Annotated in this window: 19 protein-coding genes; 6 read left to right on the top strand and 13 right to left on the bottom strand. The window is 70.6% G+C overall.

The genetic code is table 11. The annotated features are described in order from the left end of the window. The first annotated feature begins 151 nt into the window (after positions 1-151). Positions 152-2,479: a hypothetical protein gene (locus tag ACFYP5_RS31230; protein WP_389042320.1), complete on the top strand. Its 2,328-nt coding sequence runs from the start codon at positions 152-154 to the stop codon at positions 2,477-2,479. Here the strand turns inward: ACFYP5_RS31230 and ACFYP5_RS31235 are convergent. The 4 genes from ACFYP5_RS31235 to ACFYP5_RS31250 all read right to left on the bottom strand — a co-directional run bounded on the left by ACFYP5_RS31235 (position 2,449) and on the right by ACFYP5_RS31250 (position 6,511). Further along, positions 2,449-4,881, bottom strand: a complete 2,433-nt coding sequence (locus ACFYP5_RS31235; protein WP_389042132.1) for a right-handed parallel beta-helix repeat-containing protein — start codon at positions 4,879-4,881, stop codon at positions 2,449-2,451. The two genes, ACFYP5_RS31230 and ACFYP5_RS31235, sit on opposite strands and share 31 nt — an antisense overlap. Before the next feature lie 151 nt (positions 4,882-5,032). Then, positions 5,033-5,641 (bottom strand): hypothetical protein, encoded by a 609-nt coding sequence (locus tag ACFYP5_RS31240; protein WP_389042133.1) that lies wholly within the window; start codon positions 5,639-5,641, stop codon positions 5,033-5,035. Between the two features lie 138 nt (positions 5,642-5,779). Then, on the bottom strand, positions 5,780-5,920 hold the full coding sequence (locus ACFYP5_RS31245; RefSeq protein WP_389042134.1) for a hypothetical protein: 141 nt from the start codon (positions 5,918-5,920) through the stop codon (positions 5,780-5,782). Positions 5,921-6,031: 111 nt separating this feature from the next. Further along, positions 6,032-6,511: a DUF6643 family protein gene (locus ACFYP5_RS31250; RefSeq protein WP_389042135.1), complete on the bottom strand. Its 480-nt coding sequence runs from the start codon at positions 6,509-6,511 to the stop codon at positions 6,032-6,034. A gap of 257 nt (positions 6,512-6,768) precedes the next feature. On the opposite strand from ACFYP5_RS31250, the gene ACFYP5_RS31255 reads away from it, so the two are divergent. Next, positions 6,769-8,115, top strand: a complete 1,347-nt coding sequence (locus ACFYP5_RS31255; protein ID WP_389042136.1) for a TerD family protein — start codon at positions 6,769-6,771, stop codon at positions 8,113-8,115. 52 nt (positions 8,116-8,167) lie between these two features. Here the strand turns inward: ACFYP5_RS31255 and ACFYP5_RS31260 are convergent, their stop codons facing one another. After that, positions 8,168-9,346 (bottom strand): glycosyltransferase, encoded by a 1,179-nt coding sequence (locus ACFYP5_RS31260; RefSeq protein WP_389042137.1) that lies wholly within the window; start codon positions 9,344-9,346, stop codon positions 8,168-8,170. Positions 9,347-9,404: 58 nt separating this feature from the next. Here ACFYP5_RS31260 and ACFYP5_RS31265 point away from each other — a divergent pair, with 58 nt between their 5' ends. Together ACFYP5_RS31265 and ACFYP5_RS31270 are read left to right on the top strand one after the other, a co-directional pair. Continuing rightward, complete coding sequence (locus tag ACFYP5_RS31265) at positions 9,405-10,190, top strand: glutamate racemase (protein WP_389042139.1); 786 nt, start codon at positions 9,405-9,407, stop codon at positions 10,188-10,190. 68 nt (positions 10,191-10,258) lie between these two features. Further along, positions 10,259-10,822, top strand: a complete 564-nt coding sequence (locus ACFYP5_RS31270) for a hypothetical protein (RefSeq protein ID WP_389042141.1) — start codon at positions 10,259-10,261, stop codon at positions 10,820-10,822. 38 nt (positions 10,823-10,860) lie between these two features. Here the strand turns inward: ACFYP5_RS31270 and ACFYP5_RS31275 are convergent, their stop codons facing one another. Next, positions 10,861-12,018, bottom strand: a complete 1,158-nt coding sequence (locus ACFYP5_RS31275) for an O-antigen ligase family protein (RefSeq protein WP_389042142.1) — start codon at positions 12,016-12,018, stop codon at positions 10,861-10,863. A 193-nt stretch (positions 12,019-12,211) separates the two neighbouring features. Here ACFYP5_RS31275 and lnt point away from each other — a divergent pair, with 193 nt between their 5' ends. Continuing rightward, complete coding sequence (gene lnt / locus ACFYP5_RS31280; RefSeq protein WP_389042144.1) at positions 12,212-13,804, top strand: apolipoprotein N-acyltransferase; 1,593 nt, start codon at positions 12,212-12,214, stop codon at positions 13,802-13,804. 33 nt (positions 13,805-13,837) lie between these two features. Then, positions 13,838-14,317: an NUDIX domain-containing protein gene (locus ACFYP5_RS31285; protein ID WP_389042146.1), complete on the top strand. Its 480-nt coding sequence runs from the start codon at positions 13,838-13,840 to the stop codon at positions 14,315-14,317. Between the two features lie 88 nt (positions 14,318-14,405). Here the strand turns inward: ACFYP5_RS31285 and ACFYP5_RS31290 are convergent, their stop codons facing one another. From ACFYP5_RS31290 to ACFYP5_RS31320, 7 genes are all read right to left on the bottom strand, one after another. Then, positions 14,406-15,788 (bottom strand): MFS transporter, encoded by a 1,383-nt coding sequence (locus ACFYP5_RS31290; protein ID WP_389042147.1) that lies wholly within the window; start codon positions 15,786-15,788, stop codon positions 14,406-14,408. A gap of 248 nt (positions 15,789-16,036) precedes the next feature. Beyond that, positions 16,037-17,497, bottom strand: coding sequence for a glucose-6-phosphate dehydrogenase (gene zwf / locus ACFYP5_RS31295; protein WP_389042149.1), 1,461 nt, complete (start codon positions 17,495-17,497; stop codon positions 16,037-16,039). Between the two features lie 3 nt (positions 17,498-17,500). After that, positions 17,501-18,532: a phosphogluconate dehydrogenase (NAD(+)-dependent, decarboxylating) gene (gnd, locus tag ACFYP5_RS31300; RefSeq protein ID WP_389042151.1), complete on the bottom strand. Its 1,032-nt coding sequence runs from the start codon at positions 18,530-18,532 to the stop codon at positions 17,501-17,503. A 71-nt stretch (positions 18,533-18,603) separates the two neighbouring features. Further along, positions 18,604-19,686 carry a 2,3-diaminopropionate biosynthesis protein SbnA gene (gene sbnA, locus ACFYP5_RS31305; protein ID WP_389042153.1) on the bottom strand — a complete coding sequence of 361 codons (1,083 nt, stop codon included), beginning with the start codon at positions 19,684-19,686 and terminating at the stop codon, positions 18,604-18,606. Between the two features lie 208 nt (positions 19,687-19,894). Then, on the bottom strand, positions 19,895-20,965 hold the full coding sequence (gene sbnB / locus ACFYP5_RS31310) for a 2,3-diaminopropionate biosynthesis protein SbnB (RefSeq protein ID WP_389042155.1): 1,071 nt from the start codon (positions 20,963-20,965) through the stop codon (positions 19,895-19,897). Next, positions 20,962-21,966, bottom strand: coding sequence for a TauD/TfdA family dioxygenase (locus tag ACFYP5_RS31315; RefSeq protein ID WP_389042156.1), 1,005 nt, complete (start codon positions 21,964-21,966; stop codon positions 20,962-20,964). Before ACFYP5_RS31315 ends, sbnB begins: the two co-directional genes overlap by 4 nt. A 23-nt stretch (positions 21,967-21,989) precedes the next feature. Then, on the bottom strand, positions 21,990-25,244 hold the full coding sequence (locus ACFYP5_RS31320; RefSeq protein WP_389042158.1) for an amino acid adenylation domain-containing protein: 3,255 nt from the start codon (positions 25,242-25,244) through the stop codon (positions 21,990-21,992). Between the last annotated feature and the right edge of the window lie 2 nt (positions 25,245-25,246).

Consider the following 25,246-nt stretch of genomic DNA (forward strand, 5'->3'; position numbering starts at 1 on the left):
TCTGGTGACTGCGCATCAGCACACCGCCGAGAACGTCGCGAGAGCGAGAGAGCGAGTCACCCACGTGCCCCCTGTCACCCAGGCCCCGCAGAGCAAGGGGGCCGCGCTGGAACTGCTCGTCCACGGCGTCGGCGGAGCCACTCCCCAGGACATGCTCGACGATCCGCGTATCGCCCGGGTCACGGGTGATGCGACGGCGGCCATCTACCGGCGCACCGGGGACGTCGACGCCGAGCAGCACCCCGAGCGGTACCGCGACCAGCCCATCGAGGAGGCCTACTGCTGGTCCAACCTCACCTCAGGCAACGGTTCCCGCGCGCTCTGGCTCCTGCTGCTCCCGTTCATGGTGGTCAACCTGGCCCACTGGATGCGGCCCACCGCCAAGGCCCGTACCCGCGCGGTGCGGCTGTACGGCGTGCTGGTCCGGCTGGTCGCCCTCAGCCTCACCGTGCTGTTCACCGCGGCAGCCTGCGAGGTCGCGCTCGATCTGGTGGCCTGGCAGTGCGCGGGCGTACCCGACTGCTCGAACCGGCGGTCCTGGCTCGGCTTCCTGTCGACGGCGCAGGGTGGCTGGTGGTCGCAGCCGGGCCGCCGGCTCGCGCTCGCGGCCCTGGTGCCCACCGCGCTGGTGGGACTGCTCTGGTTCCTGTCCAACCGGTCCTGGAGCGCGTACGAGTCGCAGCGCCCCCTCACCGGCGCCGAGCCGGACGATGAGGCTCCTGACGAAGACGGTCCCGACGACGTTCCCGCCGACCTTTCCGCAGGCGGGACCGATGCCACCTCCGCCCCCGTCGGCCGCCCCGCCCTCGGCCGCCCCGGTTTCTGGTACGGCCGGCGGCTCGTCGCCCGGCTGCGGGCCGCGCACACCGCCGCCGGGTTCCTGACCGTGGCGGCCTCCGTAGCGGGCGCCGCCGCCCGGCACGACCGCGCCGTCAGCGGCCCCGTGCCCGGCCTCCTCGGCCGGCTGATCGAGGCAATGCTCGTGCTGGGCACCCTCGTTGTGCTCTGGGTGGTCTGCCGTCGTGGCCGCAGCGAGCGGCGGATCGACAACCGGCTCGACCGCGCCGTCATCAGCTGCCTGCCGGGCGCCGCCCTCGCCCTGCTCGTCCTCGCCGTCATGTACGCCGCCTGGTCCCGCCCCGGCTGGGTCTCCGCGGGCTCGCTCCCCGGAGACGTCACGTTCCGTGTCCTCACCCTCGGCCAGGGCGCCCTCGTGGTCGCCCTCACGGTGGTGGCGCTCGGCCTGTACCGCCGGACGCCCGAGCCGCGGACGGTCATGCACGGACTCGGTGGACCCGCGGTCGCGATGCTCGCCTGTGCTCTCGGCGGCGTCATGACCGGCGGGGTCGCCCAGCGCGTCGCCGACTGGCTCGACGGCCCGGGCACTCCCGGCATGGGGCGGGCCTCCGTCATCGACGGGCCGCCGGTGCTGCTCAGCTGGCAGGCCTCCGTCATCCCCGTGCTCCTGGTGCTGTTGCTGGTCCCCGTCGCCGTGCTGGGCGTACGCACCTGGCTCGCCGCCCGCGCCCTGGAGCCGGAGATCGACCAGGAGTACGGGCAGAAGCGGCCGGACACCGCCCGCACCCGGCAGATCGCCAGGACCCGGGTCATGGCCGCGCTGACCGACTCCGCGCCCGGGCTGCTCGGCCTGGTCTCCGGCGCCACCCTGCTGCTCGGCGCGGCGGCCGTCGCCGGCGCGTGGGCAAGCGGAGAGGTGCCGGGACTGGCGCTGGACGGTGCCGGCCCGTTCATCGAGTCGGTGGCGGAAGCCGCACAGTCGACCGGATCGTGGATGGTCGGTTTCGGCTTCGTGCTCTTCGTCACCTGGGGGCGGCGCGCCTACCGTGATGCTTCCGCCCGGCGCACCATCGGCATCCTCTGGGACGTCGGTACGTTCTGGCCGCGCGCCGCTCACCCCTTCGCGCCGCCGTGCTATGCCGAGCGCGCCGTCCCCGATCTGGCTTCCCGGATGTCCGGCTGGACCGGCCGCACCCGCGGCAGGCTCGTCATCTCCGGCCATTCCCAGGGCAGCGTCCTCGCCGCGTCCGCAGTCTGGCAGCTGCCCGCCGGGGCCCGGAAGCGTGTCGCCCTGCTGACCTACGGTTCGCCGATCGAGCGGCTGTACGGGCGCTGGTTCCCGGCCTACTTCGGTCCCGGACCGCTGCACGGACTGCACCGCTCCGTGCACTGCTGGCGCAATCTGTGGCGGGCCACCGACCCGATCGGCGGCCGGGTCCGGCTCGACGACGGTTCCGGGCCCGAGGTGGACCGGGGGCCGCTGCGGGACCCGCTGGTCTACGGGCGTACGCCCGAACACCCGCTGCCCGAACCGGTGCTGGGTCACTCGGACTACCAGGCCGACCCGGTCTTCGCCGAGGAGAGGGCCGCGCTGCTCGCCCGGCTCGGCCCGCTCCTGCCCCGTCAGGCCGACGGGGGCTCCGGCGAGGCTCAGGGGAGTTCCGGCAGGTCCTCCGGGTAGAGCAGGGTGAGGTCGTCCGTGCTCGGCTCGGCGAGCTGGGCGACCCGACCCGCATGCCGCTCGACCATCGACTCGAAGGTCTGCCGGGCCGTGCGGCCGTTGCCGAACGCGGGGCCCTTGGGCAGCTCGGTGAAGTACTTCAGCAGCGCGTCCCCGGTGCCCTCGGCCAGGCTGTACTCGTGCTCCTCGGCCTGCTGTCCGACGATCCGCAGCAGTTCGGCGGGCTCGTAGTCGCTGAAGGTGATGGTCCGTGAGAAACGGGACGCCACACCAGGGTTGACGCTGAGGAACCGCTCCATCTCGTGGGTGTAGCCGGCGACGATGACGACCACCGCGTCCCGGTGGTCCTCCATCAGCTTCACCAGCGTGTCGATCGCCTCGCGGCCGAAGTCCCGGCCCGAGTCCTCGGGTGACAGGGCGTACGCCTCGTCGACGAACAGCACGCCACCGCGTGCCCGGTCGAAGGCCTCCTGGGTACGGATGGCGGTCGAGCCGATGTGTTCGCCGACCAGATCGACCCGGGACACCTCGACGAGATGCCCGCGCTCCAGCACGCCGAGCGAGGCGAGGATCTCGCCGTACAGCCGGGCCACGGTGGTCTTGCCGGTGCCGGGGGAGCCGGTGAAGACGAGATGGCGCCGCACCGAAGCGGCTTTGAGCCCTGCCTCCAGACGGCGGCGACCCACCTCGATCATGTCCGTGAGGGCCCGCACCTCGCGCTTGACGCTGTCCAGGCCCACCAGCGCGTCCAGTTCGCCGAGAACGGCGCCCGAGGTACGTACCGGCTCGGTGGGCACGTCGATGACGGAGGCCACGGCCGCACGCTGCGTGGGTACCGCACCGAGCACCCCGGGGGCCGCCTCGGTCGCCGTCAGCACCGCGGGCGGCGGGGGAGGGGGAGTGCGAAGCCCGCTCTCGTCGCTGGTGCAGTCCTCCACGACCGGGCCCGCCCCCTGACCGTCGGCGTGCGAGCCGCCTTCGGCGAACTCGTAGCCTCCGCGGGCACACCGCTCCGTGCGGCATCGGGTCAGCGTCGTACGGCAGCCGTCCATCACATGGAAGCCGTATCCGTCGCTTCCGGTGACCCGGCAGCTGTGGAACGTCCCGCGACCCTCGGCCGAGACATAGAAACCGGCCTCGGCGGGCGAGGTGACCGTGCAGCGCTCGATGGTCGGATCGGCGCCCTTGGTGACGATGACTCCGGTCTGCGCCGCGTCGATGGTGCAATTGTTCAGCGTGCCGCCGCTGCCGTGGTCACGGAACCAGGCACCGGTCGACGCCTCCCTGATCCGGCAGTCGTCGAGCTGCGCCGTCGCCCCGTCGCTCACCGACACCGCCGTGTTGCGGACCTGGGTGAGATCGCTGTCGACGACATCGGCGCGTGAACCCCGGTCGAGGACGAAGATCGCGTCCGGCACGTCGTGGACCCGGCAGGAATCCAGTATCACGGTCGCCCCGTCGCTCACCCACACCGCCGGGTAGTCACCCGTACTGTCGTGGATCTCGCACTGGTTGGCGTCGACCCGGGTACCCGGGTCCCACACGGAGAGGCCGTTGCGGCCGAAGCGGCGCACCGTGGACCGGGTCAGCGTGAGCACCGAACGGGAACGCAGATCCACCGCGTTCTCCGGGATGTCATGGATGTCGCAGTCGGCGAGCGTCAGCACCGCATCCGTGTCGAGCGTGACCCCGTCCGACGAAGTGCGGTGCACCGTGCAGTCGGTGAGATGGGCGGCGGCGCGGGCCGTCACCTGTATTCCGCTGCCCTTGATCTCGTACACCTCGCAGCCGACCCCCTCCAGAGCGCTGCCCTCACCGGTGACACTCAGCCCGGCGCCGGAGGCGTGATGGATGCGGCAGCGCTCCAGCCGCGGATGCGCGCCGTCGCGCACGGCGACCCCGGCCTGTCCGGCCGCGACGATCTCGCACTCCTCGAACACCCCGCCCGCACCGTCGAGTACGGCGATGCCGACCCCGGCGGGGTTGTCGACCGTGCAACGGCGCACGGTGGGGCGGGCCGCACCGCGCACCTCGATCCCCGCGGCGGACCGTGTCACGATCCGCAGATCCGTCAGTTCGGGAGCACCGTCCTCGATGAGGAGCGCGGGGGCCGCCGAGTCCTGGCCCTCCACATGCAGATCCTGGACGACGGCGGAGGCGCGGAGCGTCAGCGGTACACCGTCGACCGGCGCGATCCGTACGGAGCCGACGGAGCCCTCCGGGCCGCGCAGCGTCACCGCGCGGTGCAGGACCAGATTCTCCCGGTAGGTGCCCGGCGCGACGGTGAGGACATCACCGTCCGCCGCGGCCTCCAGGGCCGCGGTGAGGGAGGCGTATTCGCCAGTGCGGCGCCGCCACCGCGATGTGCCGGTGTGCGTCACCTGGACCGTGCCCTGTGCCATGGCGCTGCTGTGCCCCCACCTCGTGCGTGTGCGATGCCCTGACCACCGGTCTCTCGGCAGCGGTCATTCCGGGTCCGCCCGCCGAAGAGGCGGGCGGGCCGGTCCACCGTAGCGCGCGCGGAGGGCGGGAGTTGACGCGAACAGCAGCTCGTCAGCTGCCGGTGCCCGTCCTGCCCCAGTCCGGACCGGCCTCCGCCCATGCCCGGTCGAGTTCCGCGTACCGCCGTTGCACCATGCCCCATACGACCAGACGCCGCCCGGTCTCGATCAGACCGACGCAGACCAGCGTCACCCCGAACCCGGCCAGCGCCGCATGCGTGCGGGCCGTCGCCGCGTCCATGGGGCGCGTCGCCGGGCGGCCCTGCGGATCCGTCCAGATCTGCACCCGGGCGCCGGGCTCCGTGACCCGGGAGGAAGTCACCACCCTGCCCCTGAGGTGTGTTCCGTCCGGGGCCTTCCAGCGCGCCAGCACCGACGTCTGTGTCGCACGCTCCGAGGGCACCTCGGGATCGGTGACCAAGTGCCGGGCCCCCGGCGCAAGGCGCACCACGACCGCCGTCGTGGCATGGCGCTGCGTCTGCTGGAACCGCACCGACTGCTGCAGGACGTCGTCGGTGAGCGCCCCGCACAGCCAGCCGAGCGCCGGCGCCGCGAGCACCATCAGCAGCAGTGCGACCAGAGCTACCCATGCCTCGCGCCGGTCGGTGGCGCGGCGCAGGGGATTGTGCCTCCACCGCCAGACTCCCGATACCGCTCGCACAGTTCTGCACCCCCTTCCGCATCCGTCATAACCTGATACGGCACAGTTCGCGCGCTGGAGCAGTGAAGAGAGAGCTACTTCACCCCGTCCAACGCACGGGCGACCCCGGTGAGTTCCCCCTCGACCGGTGCGCGGTGATCAGGTGGTGACGAGACGGCCGGGCAATTCCGTGCGCGGCTGCTCACGTGGTGTGACGGCCCGGTCCGCGGCGGCGGTGGGCATCCGGCAGTGGTCGCCGTCGAGTCCCCATGGCTCGACGGCAACGCTGTCTGGATGCATGGGCACAGCACGCAGTGCGGGAGGACGCGTGCCCGCATCCTGCCGGTCCCCGGACAGGCCCGTGTGCGGCGGGTCGCTCCGGCGCGGTACGCCTTGCTCCGTCCCTCCGGCTCAGTACCCCCGGCCCTGGTACGGGCGGTTGTACGGGTCCTCGTACGGAGAAGGCGTGGGTGCGGGCCGCGGCGACGCGGGGCGCATCGACTCGTACCCGGTACCCGGCGCGGGGCGCTGCTGCTGGGGCTGAGGCGTCTGATAGCCGCCACGCATCCCGGTCGGCTGCTGCGGGATGTAGGGCGTCGGGGCGTGCTGCAGATGAGCCGGCTGCATCGGCGCGTAACCCTGCTGCTGCGCGGCCATCGGCTGCGGGTAGCCGTAGGACGGGCTGGGCTGGGAAGGTGCCGCGGGAAGGGCCGGGAGCGCCGCCGGGAGCGCCGGCAGGTAGCTGTTGCCGCTGTCATAGGCGGCAGGCACTCGGATCGGGGCGATCTGAGGGGTACCCCGCTCCGCGACCAGGGAGTCGTAGATCGGAGTGTCGGGGAACGACGGTGCGGCGTAGTAGCCGCCGCCGTAGGTGGAGCGGGGGGAGGTCATGGAACATAAGTTAAGCCCACGATGTGCTGGTTGGGGAGCCCGATAAGAGGGTTGGTTTACGAGATGTGAGTGAACCAGGATCCCCAATGCGAGCGAACTTGGGAAAAAAGGGCGCCCGAGCGCGTTGGAATCGTGTAAAGGGCGAGTTCACCGGGGGTTACCGGCAGATCGCCGGACGGGGTCGGTCATCGCTGTGGGCTCCGCGAGGGCGGGCGGATTAGGTTGGCCCGGGAAAGACTTCGGCAGCCGTACTCGCGATGGGGGCGAGCATGACCATGCTAAAAGGAACCAATGTTCCGGTGGCGGCTCAGGCCGTGCGGGTCGAATTGGGGTGGCGTACCACGCCGGGCGCACCGGACGTGGACGGATCGGCCCTCCTTCTCGTGTCGGGAAAGGTGCGCAGCGACGCGGACTTCGTCTTTTACAACCAGCCGGTGCACGACTCGGGCGCGGTACGTCACGAGGGCAGACGGAGCGTGGCCGACGGCGTCACGGACAACCTCGCGGTGGACCTGGGGCGGGTGGAGCCCGTCATCGACCGCGTCGTCCTGGCCGCCTCGGCGGACGGTGGCACCTTCGGGCAGGTGACGGGGCTCCACGTACGGATCATGGACGCGTCGGACGGCACCGAGATCGCGCGCTTCGACAGTGCCGACGCGACGGTGGAGACCGCGTTCATCCTCGGCGAGCTGTACCGGCGCCAGGGGGCCTGGAAATTCCGTGCCGTGGGCCAGGGGTACAGCAGCGGTCTCGAAGGTCTCGCCACGGACTTCGGTATTTCCGTCGACGAACCGCAACATCCCCAGCAAGCGCAGCAGCCTCAGCCGCCCCGAGCGACGACACGAGTTGACCTGCCGCCACCGCCGCAGGCGCCCCCCGGGCAGCACCCCCAGTCGCCGCCTGCTGCCCCGATGGCGTCACCCGCACCTCCGGCACCCCCTGCCGCTCCGCCGGTCGCGCAGCCCGTCCGGCTGACCAAGGTGACGCTCACCAAGGAAGCGCCCTCGGTCTCCCTCGCCAAGCAGGGCGGCACTTCGGGAGCGATGCGCGTCAATCTCAACTGGCAGGTGCGCAAACAGTTCACGGGCTGGGGCAGCAAACTCGGCAGAGCCATCGCCAACCACGCGGACCTCGATCTTGATCTGTGCGCCCTCTACGAACTGACCGACGGCAGGAAGGGAGTTGTCCAGGCGCTCGGAAACGCCTTCGGCGCAATCGGGCAGCCCCCGTATATCCATCTCGACGGAGACGACCGCACCGGCGCCGTCTCCACAGGCGAGAACCTGACCATCAACCTCGATCACAAGGACCGGCTCCGCCGCGTCCTGATCTTCGTCACCATCTATGAAGGCGCCCGGAGTTTCGCCGATCTGCACGCGACCGTCACCCTGCAGCCGCAGCACGGCGCCGCGATCGACTTCTCGCTCGACGAATGCACCGTCCCCTCGACGGTCTGCGCGCTCGCACTCATCACCAACAACGGGGGAGACCTCACCGTGCAGCGCGAAGCCCGATATCTCGTACCCGAGCGCGGGGTGAGCCCGCAGCGCACGATCGACTACGCCTACGGGTGGGGGATGAACTGGACGCCCGGCCGTAAATGACCCCCGGGCCGTCCGGTCCCGCCACCGTCGGCGGGCCGGTACCACCATCCGCTCAACGGTCCGGCGCGGCCTCCGGACGGGCGTAGGTACGCCCCTTCCAGGCCGCGCCGCGGCCCCGGTAGTGCTGCAACGCCGAATCGACCGTCATCAGCAGGTAGAGCACGGCGGTGAACGGCAGCAGCGGGGCCAGCCAGAGCGACTGCCGGTAGAAACCCAGCATCGGCATGTACGTCCCGGCCATCACCGCCCACGCCGCGCCACCCGCCCACGCCGCCGACGCGTCCCCGCCCAGCACCCCGGCCGCGAGCGTGACCGGCGGTGCGAGATAGACGAGCGCGAGGCCCAGCACCGTACCGACGAGCAGCAGCGGGCTGTGCCGCAACTGGGCGTACGCGCTCCGCGAGACCATCCGCCAGAGATCCGCCAGCCGGGGATACGGCCGCACACTGTCCACCCGCTCCGCGAGCCCCAGCCAGATCCGGCCGCCGCTGCGCCGCACCGCGCGTGCCAGCGACACGTCGTCGATCACCGCCTGCCGGATCGACTCCGGCACCCGTGCCCGCTCCGCGGCACCGGTCCGCAGCAGCACGCACCCGCCCGCCGCGGCAGCGGTCCGCGCCGTCGCCCGGTTCACCCACCGGAACGGATAGAGCTGCGCGAAGAAGTACACGAAGGCAGGCACGACGAGACGCTCCCACGCACTCGCCACCCTCAGTCGCGCCATCTGCGAGACCAGATCGAACCCGCCCGAGCGGGCAGCCGCGACCAGCTCCCGCAGACTGTCCGGCTCATGCGCGATGTCCGCATCCGTCAGGAGCAGGTACTCCGGCGCCGGCTCCCGGGCCCGTGCCAGGGAGATCCCGTGCCGCACGGCCCACAGTTTGCCCGTCCAGCCCGGCTCGGGCTCCCCGGGCGACACCACCGTGACCGGAAGTCCGCCGTACCGCACGGACAGCGCACGGGCAAGATCCCCCGTGCCGTCCTTGCTGCAGTCGTCGACGAGGATGACCTCCGCGGCCCCCGGATAGTCCTGCGCCAGCAGCGACGGCAGACTCACCGGCAGCATGTCCGCCTCGTCACGGGCGGGCACCACGATCGCGACCGACGGCCAGCCGTCCGGGGCCGTACGCCGCGGCAACCGCTGATCGGTCCGCCAGAAGAACCCTTGTCCCAGCAGCAGCCACACCCACGCGGCCAGCGAACCCACGGCGATCCAGGCAACGGCACTCATTCGCCGCAGTCTGCCCCACTGTGACGAGACCGCAAGGGCGGTCGACTATGGTGACCGGGTGAAGATCGCGCTCATGGACTCCGGAATCGGCCTGCTCGCGGCGGCCACCGCGGTACGCCGGCTGCGGCCCGACGCCGATCTGGTGCTGTCCTCCGACCCCGACGGCATGCCGTGGGGTCCTCGTACGCCGCAGGACGTGACCGCCCGCGCGCTCGCAGTGGCCCGCGCGGCCGCCGCCCACCGGCCCGACGCACTGATCGTCGCCTGCAACACCGCCTCCGTACACGCCCTGCCGACGCTGCGCGCCGAGCTGGAACCCACACTGCCGGTCGTGGGCACCGTCCCCGCGATCAAGCCGGCCGCGGCCGGTGGCGGTCCCGTCGCGATCTGGGCCACCCCCGCGACCACGGGCAGCCCGTACCAGCGCGGACTCATCGGTGACTTCGCCCGCTCGGTCGCCGTCACCGAAGTCCCGTGCCCCGGTCTCGCCGACGCCGTGCAGAACGCGGACGAAGCCGCGATCGACCGTGCCGTCGCCGCGGCCGCCGCTCTCACCCCACCGGACGTCAGGGCCGTAGTTCTGGGCTGTACCCACTACGAACTGGTCGCCGAGCGGATCCGGGCCGCCGTGCAGCAGCCCGGCCTGCCGCCCGTCACGCTGCACGGCTCCGCCGGGGCCGTCGCCGCCCAGGCGCTGCGCCGGATCGGCGCCGCACCCGCTCCTTCGGCCGAACCGTCCACCTCGCTCACCGTGCTCCTCAGCGGCCGCGCCGCCGAGCTGCCGGACGCCGCCCTGGCCTACGCCGAGGGCCTGCTGCTGGGCGCCGTCAGCCCTGCCCGCTGAGCCTGCGGCGGCCCGGTGAGGGCCGTCGGACCCGTCGCGGCCGCCCGGATTCTGAGTACGCTGCTGCCATGAGGGACCACCCCCGAAAACCGACGCATGCCGGAGCCGAGACGCCTCCCGCCGTCTGGACCGGCCGGGCCACCAACAAGGCCCAGTGGGTGCTCGCCGCCGCCGGTGCGGCCTGCACGGCCCTGGGCATTCAGCTCGCCGTGAGCTCCAGCTGGACCTCCGGCGTCATCCCGTTGCTGATGTCGGTGATCGGCTGCGTGGCGGCCGGACTCCTCATGCTGTTCGGCACGCTCGCCTTCGTGAACGTGGCCGTCCGGGTCGACGGGCACGCCCTCGAAGTGCGCTGCGGCCACATGGGCCTGCCGCGCCGCCGGATCCTGCTCACCCACGTGGTGGGCGCGGATTTCGTACCCCGGGTCACCCCCCGCCAGTGGGGCGGCTGGGGTTACCGCTGGCGCCCCGAGCAGGGCACGGCCGTGGTGGTACGCAAGGGAGAGGGCCTGGTGCTCAGGCTCGGCGACGGCCGGACCTTCACGGTCACGGTGGACGACGCGGAGGCGGGAGTACGGTTCATCCGCGAGCAGCTCCAGCTGCCGGCGGCCGGCGCGGCGGCCGGTGCCTGAACGGGTGAGAGCCTGAGTGGTTCGGCCGGCCCGACCGGTCAGAGCGGGGGGTGATCCGCCCGCGAGCCCCGTTCGGCCGTAGTCGGCTTCCCTCGCGTGGAACGTCCCGCATCCTCGTGACCCTCCGTACGGGTCCCCTCGGCCGCTCCCACCGGGTCCGAAGCGGCGTTGCCGTCCCCGATCGGCAGCCGGGCCGATGCCAGCCCCGCGAGCAGTCCTGCGCCCGCCGTCACGGGCGTAAAGCTCAGTGCGTTCCCGACACTGGCCAGGGCCGCCAGCGCGGTGAGAGCGGCGCCCGCCGTCAGGACGACTGCCGTGGAGCGGGGAGAACGCCAGAGCACGTACAGCAGCCAGCCGAAGGCCGCACCCAGCAGCGTCACCCCCACCACGCCCTGCTCGGCGGCCTGCTGCAGTGGCGCCGAGTGGGGCTTCCCGTCGGACCGCAGGGTCTGCCGGGCGGTCGGGCTCAGCTCGGCGAACCGGTCGGGTCCGACGCCCAGCACCGGATGCTCCTTGGCGAGCGTCACCGCGTCCTGCCACAGAAGCACGCGGTTCCCGGTGAGCTCGCCCTCCAGCGAGATCATCAGGCCGTCGGGCAGCGCCTCCTCGGCCACGGCCCATGACGCACCGACGACCAGCGCCGTGGCCAGTGCGAACCCGGCGAGCCCGAGCAGCCTGCGACGCATTCTCGCCGCGGCCAGCGAACAGAGCAGCACCCCGAGCGCGGCGACGAAACCGGCCACAGACCGCATGGTCAGCGCGGCGCAGGCGGTTCCGAACGCGAGCAGACGCAGTGCGAGGCGCAACGGGGCGCGCCGGGCCGCCGCGGCCGCGCAGCAGGCGGCGCCCGCAGCCAGGACCAGCAGCGCGGCCGCCGCCCCGGTGTGACCGGGCGCGATGTCGACGGCGGCGGTGGCACCGGGCAGGCCACCGCTGTGTGAGAGGAGGGCCACGACGAGGGCGGCGACGGCGGCGGCCGTGGCGGTGGCCACCGGCAGCAGCGTGCCGCAGATCCGCCCGCAGGCGAAGCCCGCCGCGACGGCCAGCAGGGCCAGCAGCACGCCCTCCGGCCTGGTCTCCCGCCCGGCCGCGCTGACCAACGACCAGATCGCGCAGGCGGCGAGAATCACCGCTCCGGCTCCGTCGGACGCGTTGCCGCGCTCCCGAGCCGCGTACCCGCCTGCCGGTGCAGTCATCCGTCCGACCCCCCGAACTGTGACCGTCCCGTCCGCGACGGCCGGATGCGACCGGTCGGCGGGGGACTGGCGCACACGGTAACGGCAGTGGTGCGACTTTGTGGAGGAAAAGCGCAGGAACGATCCGGCGGGGAGGGTTCCGGCAACGGCACGGGACTGCCCGCACACAGCCGACCACCGTAGACTCCGCCTGGTGAGCGCCACCATCACCCCAGTCGACGACCCGCAGTCCACCCCTCCGGCCGAGGGCAGACGGCTCCTGCCGGGGCTCGTACGGCCTGCCGCGGCCGTGCTCTCGGGGGTGATGCTGTACCTGAGCTTCCCGCCCCGGCCTCTGTGGTGGCTGGTTCTGCCCGGCTTCGCACTGCTCGGCTGGACCCTGCACGGCCGTCGGTTGCGCGCCGGTTTCTGCCTCGGCCTGCTCGCCGGCCTCGGCTTCATGCTGCCGCTGCTGCACTGGACGGGCGAGGAGGTCGGCCCCGTCCCATGGCTCGCGCTCGCCGTCGCCGAAGCGCTGTTCGTCGCGGTGGGCTGCATCGGGATCGCCGCCGTCTCCCGGCTCGCCTGGTGGCCGGTCTGGGCCGCCGCCGTCTGGACGCTGGACGAGGCGGTCCGGGCCAGGGTGCCCTTCGGCGGTTTCCCCTGGGGCAAGATCGCGTTCGGACAGGCGGACAGTGTGTTCCTGCCGCTCGCGGCCGTCGGTGGCACACCGTTGCTCTCGTTCGCGGTGGTGCTGTGCGGCTTCGGCCTCCTCGAAGCGGTGCGTTCCTTCCGTACGTACCGCAGCACCGGTCAGGTCCCCCGAGCCGCGGTCACCGCCGCGGCCGCGGCGGTACTCGTACCCCTTGCCGGAGCGCTGGCCGCGCTGCCGCTCGTCGACGACTCGGCGGAGGACGGCACCGCGACCGTCGCAGCGATCCAGGGCAATGTGCCCCGCCTCGGACTCGACTTCAACTCCCAGCGCCGCGCCGTCCTCGACAACCACGCACGCCGGACCGAACAACTCGCCCGCGAGGTGAAGGCGGGCAAGGTGCCGCAGCCCGACTTCGTCCTGTGGCCGGAGAACTCCTCCGACCTCGACCCCTACCGCAACGCGGACGCGCGGATCGTCATCGACGACGCCGTGAAGGCGATCGACGCCCCTACCGTCGTCGGCGCGGTCGTCGAGCCCGACACCGGCAAACTGCGCAACACCCTCATCCAGTGGGACCCGGACGGCGGCCCCGTCGCCACGTACGACAAGCGCCACATCCAGCCCTTCGGCGAGTACATGCCAATGCGCTCCGTCGCACGCGTCTTCAGCTCGGACGTCGACCGGGTGCAGCGCGACTTCGGACCGGGGAAGAAGGTCGGCGTCTTCGATCTGGCAGGCACCCAGGTGGGGCTCGTCACCTGCTACGAAGCCGCTTTCGACGATGCCGTACGGGACACCGTCGAACACGGCAGCCAGCTGATCGCCGTCCCCAGCAACAACGCCACCTTCGGCCGGAGCGAGATGACGTACCAGCAGCTGGCCATGAGCCGGGTGCGGGCCGTCGAGCACAGCCGGTCCGTCGTGGTCCCCGTCACCAGCGGGGTCAGCGCGATCATCCGCCCGGACGGGACGATCGTCCAGCAGACGAAGATGTTCACCCCGGACGCGCTGGTGGACAAGGTGCCGCTGCGCTCGTCCCTGACCCCCGCGACCCGGCTGGGCACGCTCCCCGAAGGGCTGCTCGCACTGATCGCCGTGGCGGGACTGGGTTGGGTGGCCGTCCGGTCGGTACGGGTCCGCCGCGGGCGGTGAGCCGTACCGGGCGGGCCACGTATGGTCGTCCCCATGGCGACTCCTGACTTCATCCGCGAACTCCGTGTCACTGCCGGTACTCAGCTGCTCCTGCTGCCGGGCGTGACTGCCGTGGTCTTCGACGACGAGGGCCGGGTGCTGCTCGGGAGACGCTCCGACACCGGCAGATGGGCGGTCGTCGGTGGCATCTGCGAACCGGGGGAGCAGCCGGCCGTCTCGGCGGTCCGCGAGGTGTACGAGGAGACCGGCGTGCACTGCGTGGCGGAGCGCGTGGTGCTCACGCAGATGCTCGATCCCGTGCAGTACGCGAACGGCGACCGGTGCCAGTTCCTGGACGTCACCTTCCGCTGCCGGGCGACCGGGGGCGAGGCGCGCGTCAACGACGACGAGTCGCTGGAGGTGGGCTGGTTCCCGGTCGACGCCCTGCCGCCGTTGAACGAGTTCGGGCTCCTGCGGATCAAGCAGTCGCTCACGGACGAACCCACCTGGTTCGAGCCCTCGGGACAGCAGTGACGCAGTAGCAGCAGCCGCTCATGCGGGCGCCGGACGGGCTCGACCACTCAGCCCGTCCGGCGATTCCATCACTCACACAGTCAGATGCTCATGCGGTACGGGCGTCGGCCGCCACCGCCGCGGACGCGTCCGGCTCCGGTGCCGCCTCGATGTTCTCGAGGTCGCGGTGCCGGGTCTCCTTCGCACAGACGACCGCCAGCACGGTGATGAGCGCCGCCGCGATCACATACAGCGAGATCATTGTCGAGCTGTGGTAGTTCTCGAGCAGCGCGGTGGCGATGAGCGGCGCCGGGGCACCGGCTGCGACCGACGAGAACTGAGCACCGATCGACGCACCCGAGTACCGCATGCGGGTCGCGAACATCTCCGAGAAGAAGGCCGCCTGCGGCGCGTACATCGCCCCGTGGAAGATGAGTCCGACCGTGACGGCGAGCAGCAGGCTCCCGAAGCTGCGGCTGTCGATCAGCGCGAAGAACGGGAACATCCACAGCCCTACACCGACCGCCCCGATCAGGTAGATGGGCTTGCGGCCGAACCGGTCCGACAGCGCGCCCCACGCCGGGATGACCGCGAAGTGGATGGCGGAGGCGATGAGCACGGCGTTCAGTGCCGTCTGCTTGCTCAGCTCAGCGGCAGTCGTCGCGTACACCAGGATGAACGCCGTGATCACGTAGTAGCTGATGTTCTCCGCCATCCGGGCCCCCATGGCGATGAGCACATCCCGCCAGTGGTGCCGCAGCACGGCGACGAGCGGCATCTTCTCGGCCGCCGCGGCGGCCCCCTTGCGCGCCTCGGCCTGCGCCAGCGCGGCCTTGAACACCGGTGATTCATCGACAGAGAGACGAATCCACAAGCCGACGATCACGAGCACACCGGAGAGCAGGAACGGGATGCGCCAGCCCCAGGACCCGAAGGCGGAATCCGACAGCAGCGCGGTGAGCGCGGAGAGCACCCCGGTCGCGAGCAGCTGCCCGGCCGGCGCCCCGGTCTGCGGCCAGGAGGCCCAGAACCCACGCCGCTTCGCGTCCCCGTGCTCCGACACGAGGAGCACGGCCCCGCCCCACTCACCACCGAGGGCGAAGCCCTGCACCAGTCGCAGGACCGTGAGCAGTACCGGAGCGGCGACACCGACGGTGGCATGCGTCGGCAGCAGCCCGATGGCGAAGGTCGCCCCACCCATCAGCAGCAGACTCAGCACCAGCAGCTTCTTGCGGCCGAGCCGGTCACCGTAGTGTCCGAACACCAGGGCACCGAGCGGCCTGGCCGCGAAGCCGACCGCGTAGGTGAGGAAGGAGAGGAGCGTTCCGACGAGCGGGTCGGACTCGGGGAAGAACAGCTTGGGGAAGACGAGAGCGGCTGCTGACCCGTAGAGAAAGAAGTCGTACCACTCGATGGTGGTCCCGATGAGGCTTGCGGCGACGATGCGCTTGAGCGAGCGGGTGGTCGGTGGAGCGGATGCCGAGGCGGCCATGGGTACCACTTCCGGACGGTTGCGGGGACGTTTCCGTGTCGCCACACCGTAGGAACGGGCAGGTCAGAGGCGTATGTGGTGGGAGACCATAGTTCTCGGGTCGGGTGTGCGCGGGGCCACCATGACAGGCGTGTCGGGACTGCATCGACGACCGTATGAAGGCCCGCAGTCGCCTGTCCGAGTTGCGTCGTCCGGCCGAGGCCGCCGCCGGCCCGTAACGGGTGCGGTCCGTCCGCGCCGGTTGCCGGTCAGCGGCGGACGGGCAGACTCCAGCGGTACGGAGCGATGAGCCGGTCGACCGACTCGGGGCCCCAGGAGCCCGGGGTGTACGGCTCGACCGGTGGCGGGTTCGACAGCAGCGGGGCGGATGCCTCCCACAGACGCTCGATCCCGTCGGAGCGGGTGAACAGGGACTGGTCTCCCAACATCGCGTCCAGGATGAGGCGTTCGTATCCTTCGAGCGCGTACATCGAGTTGAAGGAGTCGCCGTAGTCGAAGACCATCCCGGCCCCCTCCAGACGCATGGCAGGGCCGGGCTCCTTCACCAGGAAGCGGGTGGCGATCCGGCCGGGGTCGTCGAAATCGATCACGAGCTCGTTGTTCCGGGCTTCTTCTGAGCCGCCCTGCGCCGGCAGCGGGAACATGCGCAGGGCCGGTTCCCGGAATCCGAGTGTCACGACGTGCCTTCCCTCTCGGAGCGACTTGCCCGAACGAAGGAAGAAGGGCACACCGGCCCACCGCCAGTTGTCGAGTTCGACGCGCAGCGCGATGAACGTCTCGGTGTCCGACCGGGGATCGACACCCGGCTCGTCGCGGTACCCCTCGTACTGGCCACGGACGACCTGTGCCGGGTCCAGGTGCCGCATGGACTGGAAGACCTTTCCCTTCTCGTCCCGCAGCGACTTCGCCGTGAGTACGGCCGGGGGCTCCATCGCCAAGAATCCCATGAGCTGGAAGAGGTGAGTGACGATCATGTCCCGGAAGGTGCCGGTGCCTTCGAAGAACTGTGCCCGGCCCTCGATCCCGATCTTCTCCGGCACGTCGATCTGCACATGGCTGAGGTGGTCGCGGTTCCAGATGGGCTCGAAGAGACCGTTGGCGAACCGGAGGGCGAGGATGTTGTCCACGGACTCCTTGCCGAGGAAGTGGTCGATGCGGAAGATCCGGGACTCGTCGAACACGGAGTGGATCGTCGCGTTGAGGGCCTGGGCCGAGGGGAGATCCGTGCCGAAGGGTTTCTCCACGATGACGCGGGCGTTCTCGGCGAGGCCGGTCGCGCCCAGCATCTCGATCACGGAGGCGAAGGCATTCGGCGGCACGGCGAGGTGGAACAGCCGGCGGGGCCGGCCTCCGACGGCCTGCTCGGCCTTCCGCACGGCGGAAAGGAGCGGCTCGGGGTCGTCGGAGTCCGCCGCGCCGAATGTCAGCGCTTTCTCGAACTCCTGCCACTCCGGGCCTTCCGGCTTCGATCTGCCGAACTCGGCGGTCGCCTCCCGGGCCCGTTCGCGGAAGTCGTCGTCGCTGAGCGCGGCCTGGGACGGTGCCGAGCCGACGATCCGGTAGCGGGCCGGCAGCAGCCCTGCCTTGGCGAGATGGAACAGTCCTGGCAGGAGCTTGCGCCGGGCGAGGTCACCGGTCGCACCGAACAGCACGATGACGTGGTCTTCGGGGACCGGACCACTGCTTTCGGAGCCGGGGCCGCTGGTCATGGTTCACCGCGCCTTCTCGGCGTGACCGCCGAATTCGCCGCGCATCGCGGACAGCACCTTGTCCCTGAACTCGCCCAGCCCGCGCGATTCGTACCGCTCGATGAGCGCGGCGCTGATGACGGGCGCCGGCACGCTCTCCTCCACGGCCGCGACCACCGTCCACCGGCCCTCTCCGGAGTCGGAGACCCGGCCGGCGAAATCATCGAGTTCGGGCGAGCGGGACAGCGCGTCGGCCACGAGGTCGACCAGCCAGGAGCCGACGACGGAGCCGCGGCGCCACACCTCGGCGACCTCGGCCACGTCGATCTCGTACTGATAGGCCTCGGGTTCGCGCAGCGGGGCGGTCTCGGCGTCGACGGAGCGCGAACGCAGGCCCGCGTCCGCGTGCTTGATGATGCCGAGCCCCTCGGCGATGGCGGCCATCATCCCGTATTCGACCCCGTTGTGGACCATCTTCACGAAGTGGCCTGCGCCGCTCGGGCCGCAGTGCAGATAGCCCTGGGATGCGGTTCCGTCGGTCCGGGTCCTGCCGGGGGTGGGTTCGGCGTCCCCGGTGCCAGGGGCGATGGCGCGGAAGACGGGGTCCAGCCGGGCTACCGCCTCGTCCTCGCCGCCGATCATCAGGCAGTAGCCCCGCTCCAGGCCCCAGACGCCGCCCGAGGTCCCGCAGTCGACGTAGTGGATCCCGTGCGGAGCGAGCTGCTTCGCTCGGGTGATGTCGTCCCGGTAGTACGAGTTGCCGCCGTCGATGACGGTGTCACCGGGGTCGAGCAGGGCGGCCAACTGGTCCAGTGTCGAATGCACCACGCCGGCGGGGAGCATCAGCCAGACGTTTCTGGGCTTCTCCAGCTTGTCGACCAGGTCGTGGAGGGAGGAAGCCGCGGTCGCCCCCTCCTTCTCCAGCTCCTGTACGGCCTCCCGGTCGAGGTCGTAGACGACACAGCGATGGCCGTCACGCATCAGTCGGCGCACGAGATTGGCGCCCATCCGGCCGAGCCCGATCATGCCGAGCTGCATGGGTGTGTCAGTGGTCATGGCGGACTTCCCGTTCTTCAGAGCGCGGTGGTGACGGATGACTGCGTCGGCGGACGAGCCGTGGCCGCACGTCAGGTCTTACGATCCTGGAGCTGATGGTGCTGGTCGCCGTTTCGGTCGCCGGTCTGCAGGTCGAGCCGCCGGCGCCACCGTGCCGCCGGCGCGGCGGAGCCTTCCCAGGAACCGGCGGCCACCTCTTGGGAGTTGAGCACGTCCTCGCCGTAGATGTCCTCCAGCCAGTTGGTGTGGTAAATGGTGTCGAGGTAGCGCTCGCCCAGGTCCGGGCCGATGGCCACCGCGGTGAGTTCGCGCGCGTCATGGCGGGCCAACCAGTCCGTCGCGCCGCTGACCACCGTGCCGGTGGAGCCGCCGAACAGGAATCCGCGCCTGGCCAGACGATGACAGGTACGGACGGTGTCCGCCTCCTCGACACGTATCACCTCGTCCACATAGGACTCGTCGAGCAGCGGCGGTCGCATACTCATCCCCAGTCCCGGAATCATCCGGCGGCCCGGCGAACCGCCGAAGGACACACTGCCGACGCTGTCCACCGCGATGATCCGCACCGGGCGGTGCCATTCCCGGAAGTAGCGTGCGCAGCCCATCAGGGTTCCGGTGGTGCCGGCCCCGACGAACAGCACGTCCAGCCGCGGGAACTGGCGGGCGATCTCCGGCGCCGTCGTGCGGTAGTGCGCCTTCCAGTTGCTCGGATTGGTGTACTGGCTGAGCCACACATACCGGTCGTCGGAGGCGCACAGCGCGCGGATGTACTCGATTCGCGCGCCGAGAAAGCCGCCGTTGGTCTCCTGGTCGGCGATCACGTGCACCTGGCTGCCCAACGCCTCCATCATCAGCCTGGTCGACAGGTTGCCGCGGGCGTCCGTCACGCACAGGAACCGGTATCCCTTGCTCGCCGCGATCATGCTCAGGGCTACGCCGAGGTTTCCGGACGAGGACTCGACCAGGATCGATTTCGGCGTCAGGACTCCATCTTGCTCAGCGGTCTCCACCATCTCGGTCGCGGCCTTCAACTTGATCGAGCCGGCGAAGTTGAAGCCCTCGCACTTCAGGTAGAGCGAGTGCCCGAAGACCGACCGAAGGTCGACATAGAGCTTCTCTTCGTTGAATGCGTAGGGATCGGATATGACGGGCACCGTGGTCTCCTCCATCTGGCGCAGAGCAGTTTCGGAACGTTCATCCGACCGTGGGCGGGCTTCTCGCCGCGGCCGGCAGCCCGTGTCCGACCGAGCCGGAGGGCCCTGTGTCAGCGGCCGCTGTTCCGTGCGTCCTGACTTGCTGCGACGTGACCGGGGATCTCTCCCGGGACTGGCCCTGTGCCGGCCTCCTGGGATCTCGGCCGGCTCATCCGTACCGGCTCAGTTCGTGGAAGAAGTCGTCGACGACGTGCAATTCGCCGCTGCGGACCACTTCGTCGTAGACGTCCTTGCCCACCGCGAGGTCGAGCACCCCGAGGCCGAAGGGCGAGAACACCACCGGCCGGTCCGTCGGCACCGTCACGCGCGCGGCCATCACGTCGTCCAGCGTGCCGTGCAGGAAGTCCCGGTTGCCCGTGAGCTGCTCGGCCAGATGCGGCGACGTGTCGGCCTTCAGGCAGTGCTCGACGTCATCGACGATATTGGTCGAGGCGAGCAGGATCTCCGGCGCGAGGTCGCGCAGGGACACGTGCAGCACCAGTGGATTGTGTGCGAACCATGACAGGTCGCTGACATGCGGCTGGCCGGCGACGGTCGCGAAGACCACCAGGTCGCTGTGGCGGATCAGCTGCTCGGCGCTGTCGTGCACGGTGATCCGGCCGGTGGTGTCCGACTGCTCCAGGTAGCACCGGAAGCCTGCCGCACTGTCGGCGGACAGGTCGTGCACGCCGATCTCGTCGAACGCCCAGCCGGTGCCGGCCAGGAAGGTGTGGATGTAGCGGGCGATCAGGCCCACCCCGAAGAACCCGACACGCGTCGGTCGCGGCCGGTCGCGGCTGAGCCAGTCGGCAGCCGACGCGGCCGACGCCGCCGTCCTGGTGGCGCTGATGATCGAGCTTTCCAGACAGGCGAACGGGTAGCCGGTGTCAGGGTCGTTGAGGATCAGAACGGCCGAGGCCCTCGGGATGCCGGCCGTCACGTTCTCCGGGAAGCTGGAGATCCACTTCAGGCCGTCCACCCGTGCCTCCCCGCCGATCGACGCGGGCAGCGCGATGATCCGGGAGGACGGGCGGTCGGGGAAACGCAGGAAGTACGACGGCGGGTTCACCGAATCACCGGCGCCGTGCACCCGGTAGGTGGCCTCGACCAACTCCACGATTCGTTTCTCGCGTCCGTGCAGCGCGCGCTGGACCTGGGCACCGGAGATGACCGCGAACGGTGGCGCGGTGATCGGCGCGGACGGAGCGGACTCCGTTGCGGTGGAAGCGACGGCGGTCATCCTGCAGTCACCTCGACGGTCGGCGAGCAGTCGGTCAGATGTACCGGGTCGGCCATGGCGACGAGCACTTCGCGCGGTCCCTCGAAGGGCTCCCTGCTGTGCGCGGTGCGGATGTTGTCGACGAGCATCAGGTCGCCGTCCTGCCACGGCTCGCGTGCGGTGCCGGCCTCGTAGACGCTGTTGATCAGCTGCACGACGTCCTCCGCGATCGGGTCACCATTTCCGAAGCGGGTATTGAACGGCAGCCCGTCGGCGCCGTAGAGGTCCACCAGGTACTCGCGCACCTCGGGGGCCGTCGTCCACTCGTTGAGGAAGGCGATCTGGTTGAACCAGCAGCGCCGACCGGTGACCGGGTGACGCACCACGGCGCTGCGGCGCTGTCTGGTGCGCAGTCCGCCGTCGGGCTGCCACTCGAAGGTGATGGCGTTGGCGCGGCAGTAGCTCTCGACGGCGCCACGGTCATCGGTGCCGAACGCCTCGGCGACGGTCGCCCCGATCTCGTCGTTGTAGCTGCGGGTGAGGAGCCAGCCCTCCCGCTCGAAGCGCTCGGTCAACTCGGCGGGCAGCGCGTCGAGCACGGCCTGTGAGTCGGCCACCGCGGTCGCTCCGCCGTCGGTGGGCGCGTTGAGACACGCGAACATCATCATGCCGGGGAACTCGAGCGTGTAGCTCAGTTCGTGGTGCATGCACATCGGCTGGTTCGGCGGCCACTTCGATGAGGAGTACACGCCGTCGGAGTAGGTCCGTCGGGGCGCGAAGACCTCCTTCTCGGTCATCAGACCCGAGGCCAGCGTCGAGAAGACGGCGCCGGTTCCGGCCGCGTCGCGCAGCCCGAGGCCGCGGACCAGGACCGAACCGTGCTCGGCGACGACAGCGCGCAGCGCGTCCCGGTGCTCGGCCACCCAGCTCAGCGCGTCGCCGGCGGCTTCGGCCCGCAGCAGCGGGGGTTTGCCGGGTTCACGTTCCACGTCGACCAGCGACGCCGTGGACAGGAACGACATGTCGATGTCCTTTCAGTTGCCACTCAGGAAGAAGCGAACAGATCTGCGGCGCGCAGCACGGCTTCTGCCGCCTCGGCCGGACGGGTGCGCAGGAAGTAGTGGCCTCCGTCGGCGAGTTCGTGCAGGTCGACCTGCTCGGCCAGGAGCTGCCAGTCGCGGTACCGGTGGGGGTACTCCGCTGCGCTCGGGTCGTCGGCGGCAATGACCACGGTGACCGGCGCGGACAGCTTGGGCGCCGGTGGACTGTCCAGTGCGTCGGCGAAATACTGGTGTGCGGACACGCAGTCGTGCCGGTAGGCGGCACCGATGTGCTCGGCGTGCCGCGCATCCAGCTCACCGAGCTCGGCGTATCCGCCGTCCGCGCTCAGCGACGCGGCGATCTCGGCGTCGCTTCGCCCGGCCAGTTCCGTGACGGTGGCGCGCCGGTCGGCGGCGCTGCCGAGCAGCTGCGCGCCGAGGAACACCCGCTGGACGTCCACCCCGCGCTCCTGCAGCTTTCTGGCCGTCTCCACGGCCAACGCGGTGCCCGAGGAATGGCCCCACAGCAGGACCTTGGTCAGGCCACGCCGGATGATCTCGCCGACGACCTGTTCGACCACCTGTGCCATCGGCGCGAACGGTTCGTTCCCGGCAGCCATGTCGTGACCGGGCAGCTCGACGGCGTGGACCGCCGGGCCACCGGCCCGCAGTGCCCTGGCCATCGGCTGGAAGTTCACCGCATTGCCGCCGGCGTAGGGGAAGCACACCAGGGCAGCGGGCTGCGTACCGTTCGATTCCGACAGTGACTGGAGCAGCCCGGAGCGCCGCTCGGACCTGCCGTCGACCAGCCCGGCGAGATCGGCAAGGACCGGGTACCGGGTGATGTCCTTGAGAGACACCGCACGGTCCAGGGTGATCGCCAGCTTCACCGCCGACAGCGACGTGCCGCCCCGGTCGAAGAAGTGGTCCCGCCGCCCGATCTGGTTCTCCGGGATGCCGAGCACCTTCGCCCATGCGGCCGCCAGTTGCTGTTCGGTCGGCGTGTCGGGCGAGCGGTACTCGTCCTGGACGGCGCCGAGTTCTCCGGCGAGTGCCCGCAGAATCTTCCTGTCGATCTTGCTGTTGGCCGTCAGCGGCAGACTTTCCCGCCAGTGGAAGGCCGACGGCACCATGTACTCGGGCAGCGAATCACCGAGGCGGTCCAGCAGGACCCGGGCCTCGAGTTGCCGCCGACCGGAGTAGAACGCCACCAGGTGCTTGCTCCGGTCGGCCCGCTCGGTGACCACCACCGCACCATCGCGAACACCGGGCACCCGCAACAGCGTGTTCTCGATCTCGCCGATCTCGATCCGGAAGCCACGAATCTTCACCTGGTTGTCCCGGCGCCCGAGGAATTCCAGCTTGCCCCCGGGCTGCCAGCGGCCGTAGTCGCCGCCCCGGTACAGCCGGGCACCCTTACGGTGCGGATCGGCGAGGTAGGCCTGTCGGGTGCGCTCGGGGTCGTTGACGTATCCGCGGCCGACGCAGACGCCGGAGAAGACGATCAGACCGGGGGCGCCGAGCGGCACCGGGTTCAGATGCTCGTCGACGACGTACACGTGCACGTTGTTGACCGCGGGACCCAGCAGGATCCGGTCCCCGTCGGGCACGCGGTCCATGACCTCGTGGTTGGTGTCGTCCGAGGTCTCGGTCAGACCGTAGGCGTTGACCAGCTTGATCCCGGGCTGGGCGGCGAACCAGCGCTGGGCGAGTTCCCTCTTCAGCGCCTCGCCGGTGACCGACACGCACCGCAGGTCCGGCAGCTCGCGGGGGTGCTGCTCCAGACAGGAGACGACGACGTCCAGGTAGGAGGGTACGACCTGGAGGACGGCGACCCCGCCGTCAACGATCCTGTCGACGAACCGCTGGACGTCCAGGATCACCTCCTGCTCCACCAGCAGGGTCCGCCCCCCGACCAGCAGCCCGGACACCAGTTGCCACAGCGAGATGTCGAAACACTGGGGTGCGGTCTGGGCGACCACCTGTCCCTCGCCGATCTCCAGGTCGTCGATCTTGGCGTAGAGGTGGTTCAGCATGCCTGCGTGTTCGCACATCGCGCCCTTGGGCTCACCCGTTGAGCCGGAGGTGAAATAGATGTACGCGAGCTGGCCCGGTGCGACGCGGAGGCCCAGATCGTCGTCGGCATGGTCCTCCTCGTAGGCTGCGCCGACGAAGAGCTTCTGGATTCCGGACAGGGAGCCGAGAGCCTGGTCGAGCGTGGAGGTGCTGCCGGGTTCGGTCAGCACGAGTCCGCATGCGGCACGGGAGAGCATGGTCGCGACGCGATCGGCCGGGAAGTGCGGCTCGATGGGCAGGTACACGCCGCCGGCCTTGAAGACAGCGAGGACCGCGGCCATCCAGTCCAGGTTGCGCTCGGTCACCACCGCGACGACACCCTCGGGGCGCAGCCCCCGCGCCAGCAGGGCTCGTCCCACTTGGTTGGCGCGCGCGTTGAGTTCCCGATACGTCAGCTGCTGCTCCCCGTGCACCGCCGCGACGGCATCCGGGTGAGCCGCCACCCGCTGCTCGAACAGCTCGTGGAACCGGTGGTCCGGCAGCTCCCGGCGTGGACCGGCGAGTTCTTCGAGCTGGAAGTGGAGTTCCTCGGCGGAGAGCAGGCTCTGCCGCGCGTGCTCGGCGTCCGGATCGGCGGCGATGAGCGTGAGCGCGGTGAGGTGGTAACCGGCGATCCTGACGGCGCAGTCCGCGTCGAGCGCGTCTTTCCGGTACCGCAGGCGCAGCACGAAGTTGCCGGCGCGTCGTGCAAACCCCACCCGCAGCACGGTGTTGCCGGCGATTTCGCCGTCCGAGCCGTGCGGATCGAACACGGTCTCGACGGGCGGTTCGGCCAGGCCCAGTTCGCGCCTGAGCTCATCGACCGGAAAGTCCTTGTGCGACAAGAGATCCGACGCGGCCCGATGGGTGTCCAGCAGCAGCGTCCGCCACGAGCCTGGGTCGGTCGTCAGACGGCAGGGCAGTGGCCGGCCGGCCGCCACGGTGACGTAACCGGTCGCGACCTCGCGCTCCCCGGACAGCGCGGCAAGCACCTTGGCGTGCGCGGCCAGCAGCACGGAGTCGAGCGGCACCGCCAGTTCCTCGGCCAGCCGGCGCAACGCTGACACGACCTCGTCCGGGACCGTCTTTTCGTGTTCGCCGACGCCCGTCACCGGATCGAGTGTCCACCGCGGCATTTCGGTGTATCCACCGGCGAGGAGCACGGTGCGCCAGAACTCCCGGTCGGCCTGCACTTGCATTCCCATCT

The organism is Streptomyces sp. NPDC005262 (assembly GCF_042872425.1).
Taxonomy (GTDB): domain Bacteria; phylum Actinomycetota; class Actinomycetes; order Streptomycetales; family Streptomycetaceae; genus Streptomyces.

Bases quoted from the DNA above. Each gene is read 5' to 3' on its own strand.
- ACFYP5_RS31230 (WP_389042320.1), top strand. From the start codon at position 152: ATGCTCGACGATCCGCGTATCGCCCGGGTCACGGGTGATGCGACGGCG.
- ACFYP5_RS31235 (WP_389042132.1), bottom strand. From the start codon at position 4,881: ATGGCACAGGGCACGGTCCAGGTGACGCACACCGGCACATCGCGGTGG.
- ACFYP5_RS31245 (WP_389042134.1), bottom strand. From the start codon at position 5,920: ATGCATCCAGACAGCGTTGCCGTCGAGCCATGGGGACTCGACGGCGAC.
- ACFYP5_RS31250 (WP_389042135.1), bottom strand. From the start codon at position 6,511: ATGACCTCCCCCCGCTCCACCTACGGCGGCGGCTACTACGCCGCACCG.
- ACFYP5_RS31255 (WP_389042136.1), top strand. From the start codon at position 6,769: ATGGGGGCGAGCATGACCATGCTAAAAGGAACCAATGTTCCGGTGGCG.
- ACFYP5_RS31260 (WP_389042137.1), bottom strand. From the start codon at position 9,346: ATGAGTGCCGTTGCCTGGATCGCCGTGGGTTCGCTGGCCGCGTGGGTG.
- ACFYP5_RS31270 (WP_389042141.1), top strand. From the start codon at position 10,259: ATGAGGGACCACCCCCGAAAACCGACGCATGCCGGAGCCGAGACGCCT.
- ACFYP5_RS31275 (WP_389042142.1), bottom strand. From the start codon at position 12,018: ATGACTGCACCGGCAGGCGGGTACGCGGCTCGGGAGCGCGGCAACGCG.
- ACFYP5_RS31285 (WP_389042146.1), top strand. From the start codon at position 13,838: ATGGCGACTCCTGACTTCATCCGCGAACTCCGTGTCACTGCCGGTACT.
- ACFYP5_RS31290 (WP_389042147.1), bottom strand. From the start codon at position 15,788: ATGGCCGCCTCGGCATCCGCTCCACCGACCACCCGCTCGCTCAAGCGC.
- zwf (WP_389042149.1), bottom strand. From the start codon at position 17,497: ATGACCAGCGGCCCCGGCTCCGAAAGCAGTGGTCCGGTCCCCGAAGAC.
- gnd (WP_389042151.1), bottom strand. From the start codon at position 18,532: ATGACCACTGACACACCCATGCAGCTCGGCATGATCGGGCTCGGCCGG.
- sbnB (WP_389042155.1), bottom strand. From the start codon at position 20,965: ATGACCGCCGTCGCTTCCACCGCAACGGAGTCCGCTCCGTCCGCGCCG.
- ACFYP5_RS31315 (WP_389042156.1), bottom strand. From the start codon at position 21,966: ATGTCGTTCCTGTCCACGGCGTCGCTGGTCGACGTGGAACGTGAACCC.
- ACFYP5_RS31320 (WP_389042158.1), bottom strand. From the start codon at position 25,244: ATGGGAATGCAAGTGCAGGCCGACCGGGAGTTCTGGCGCACCGTGCTC.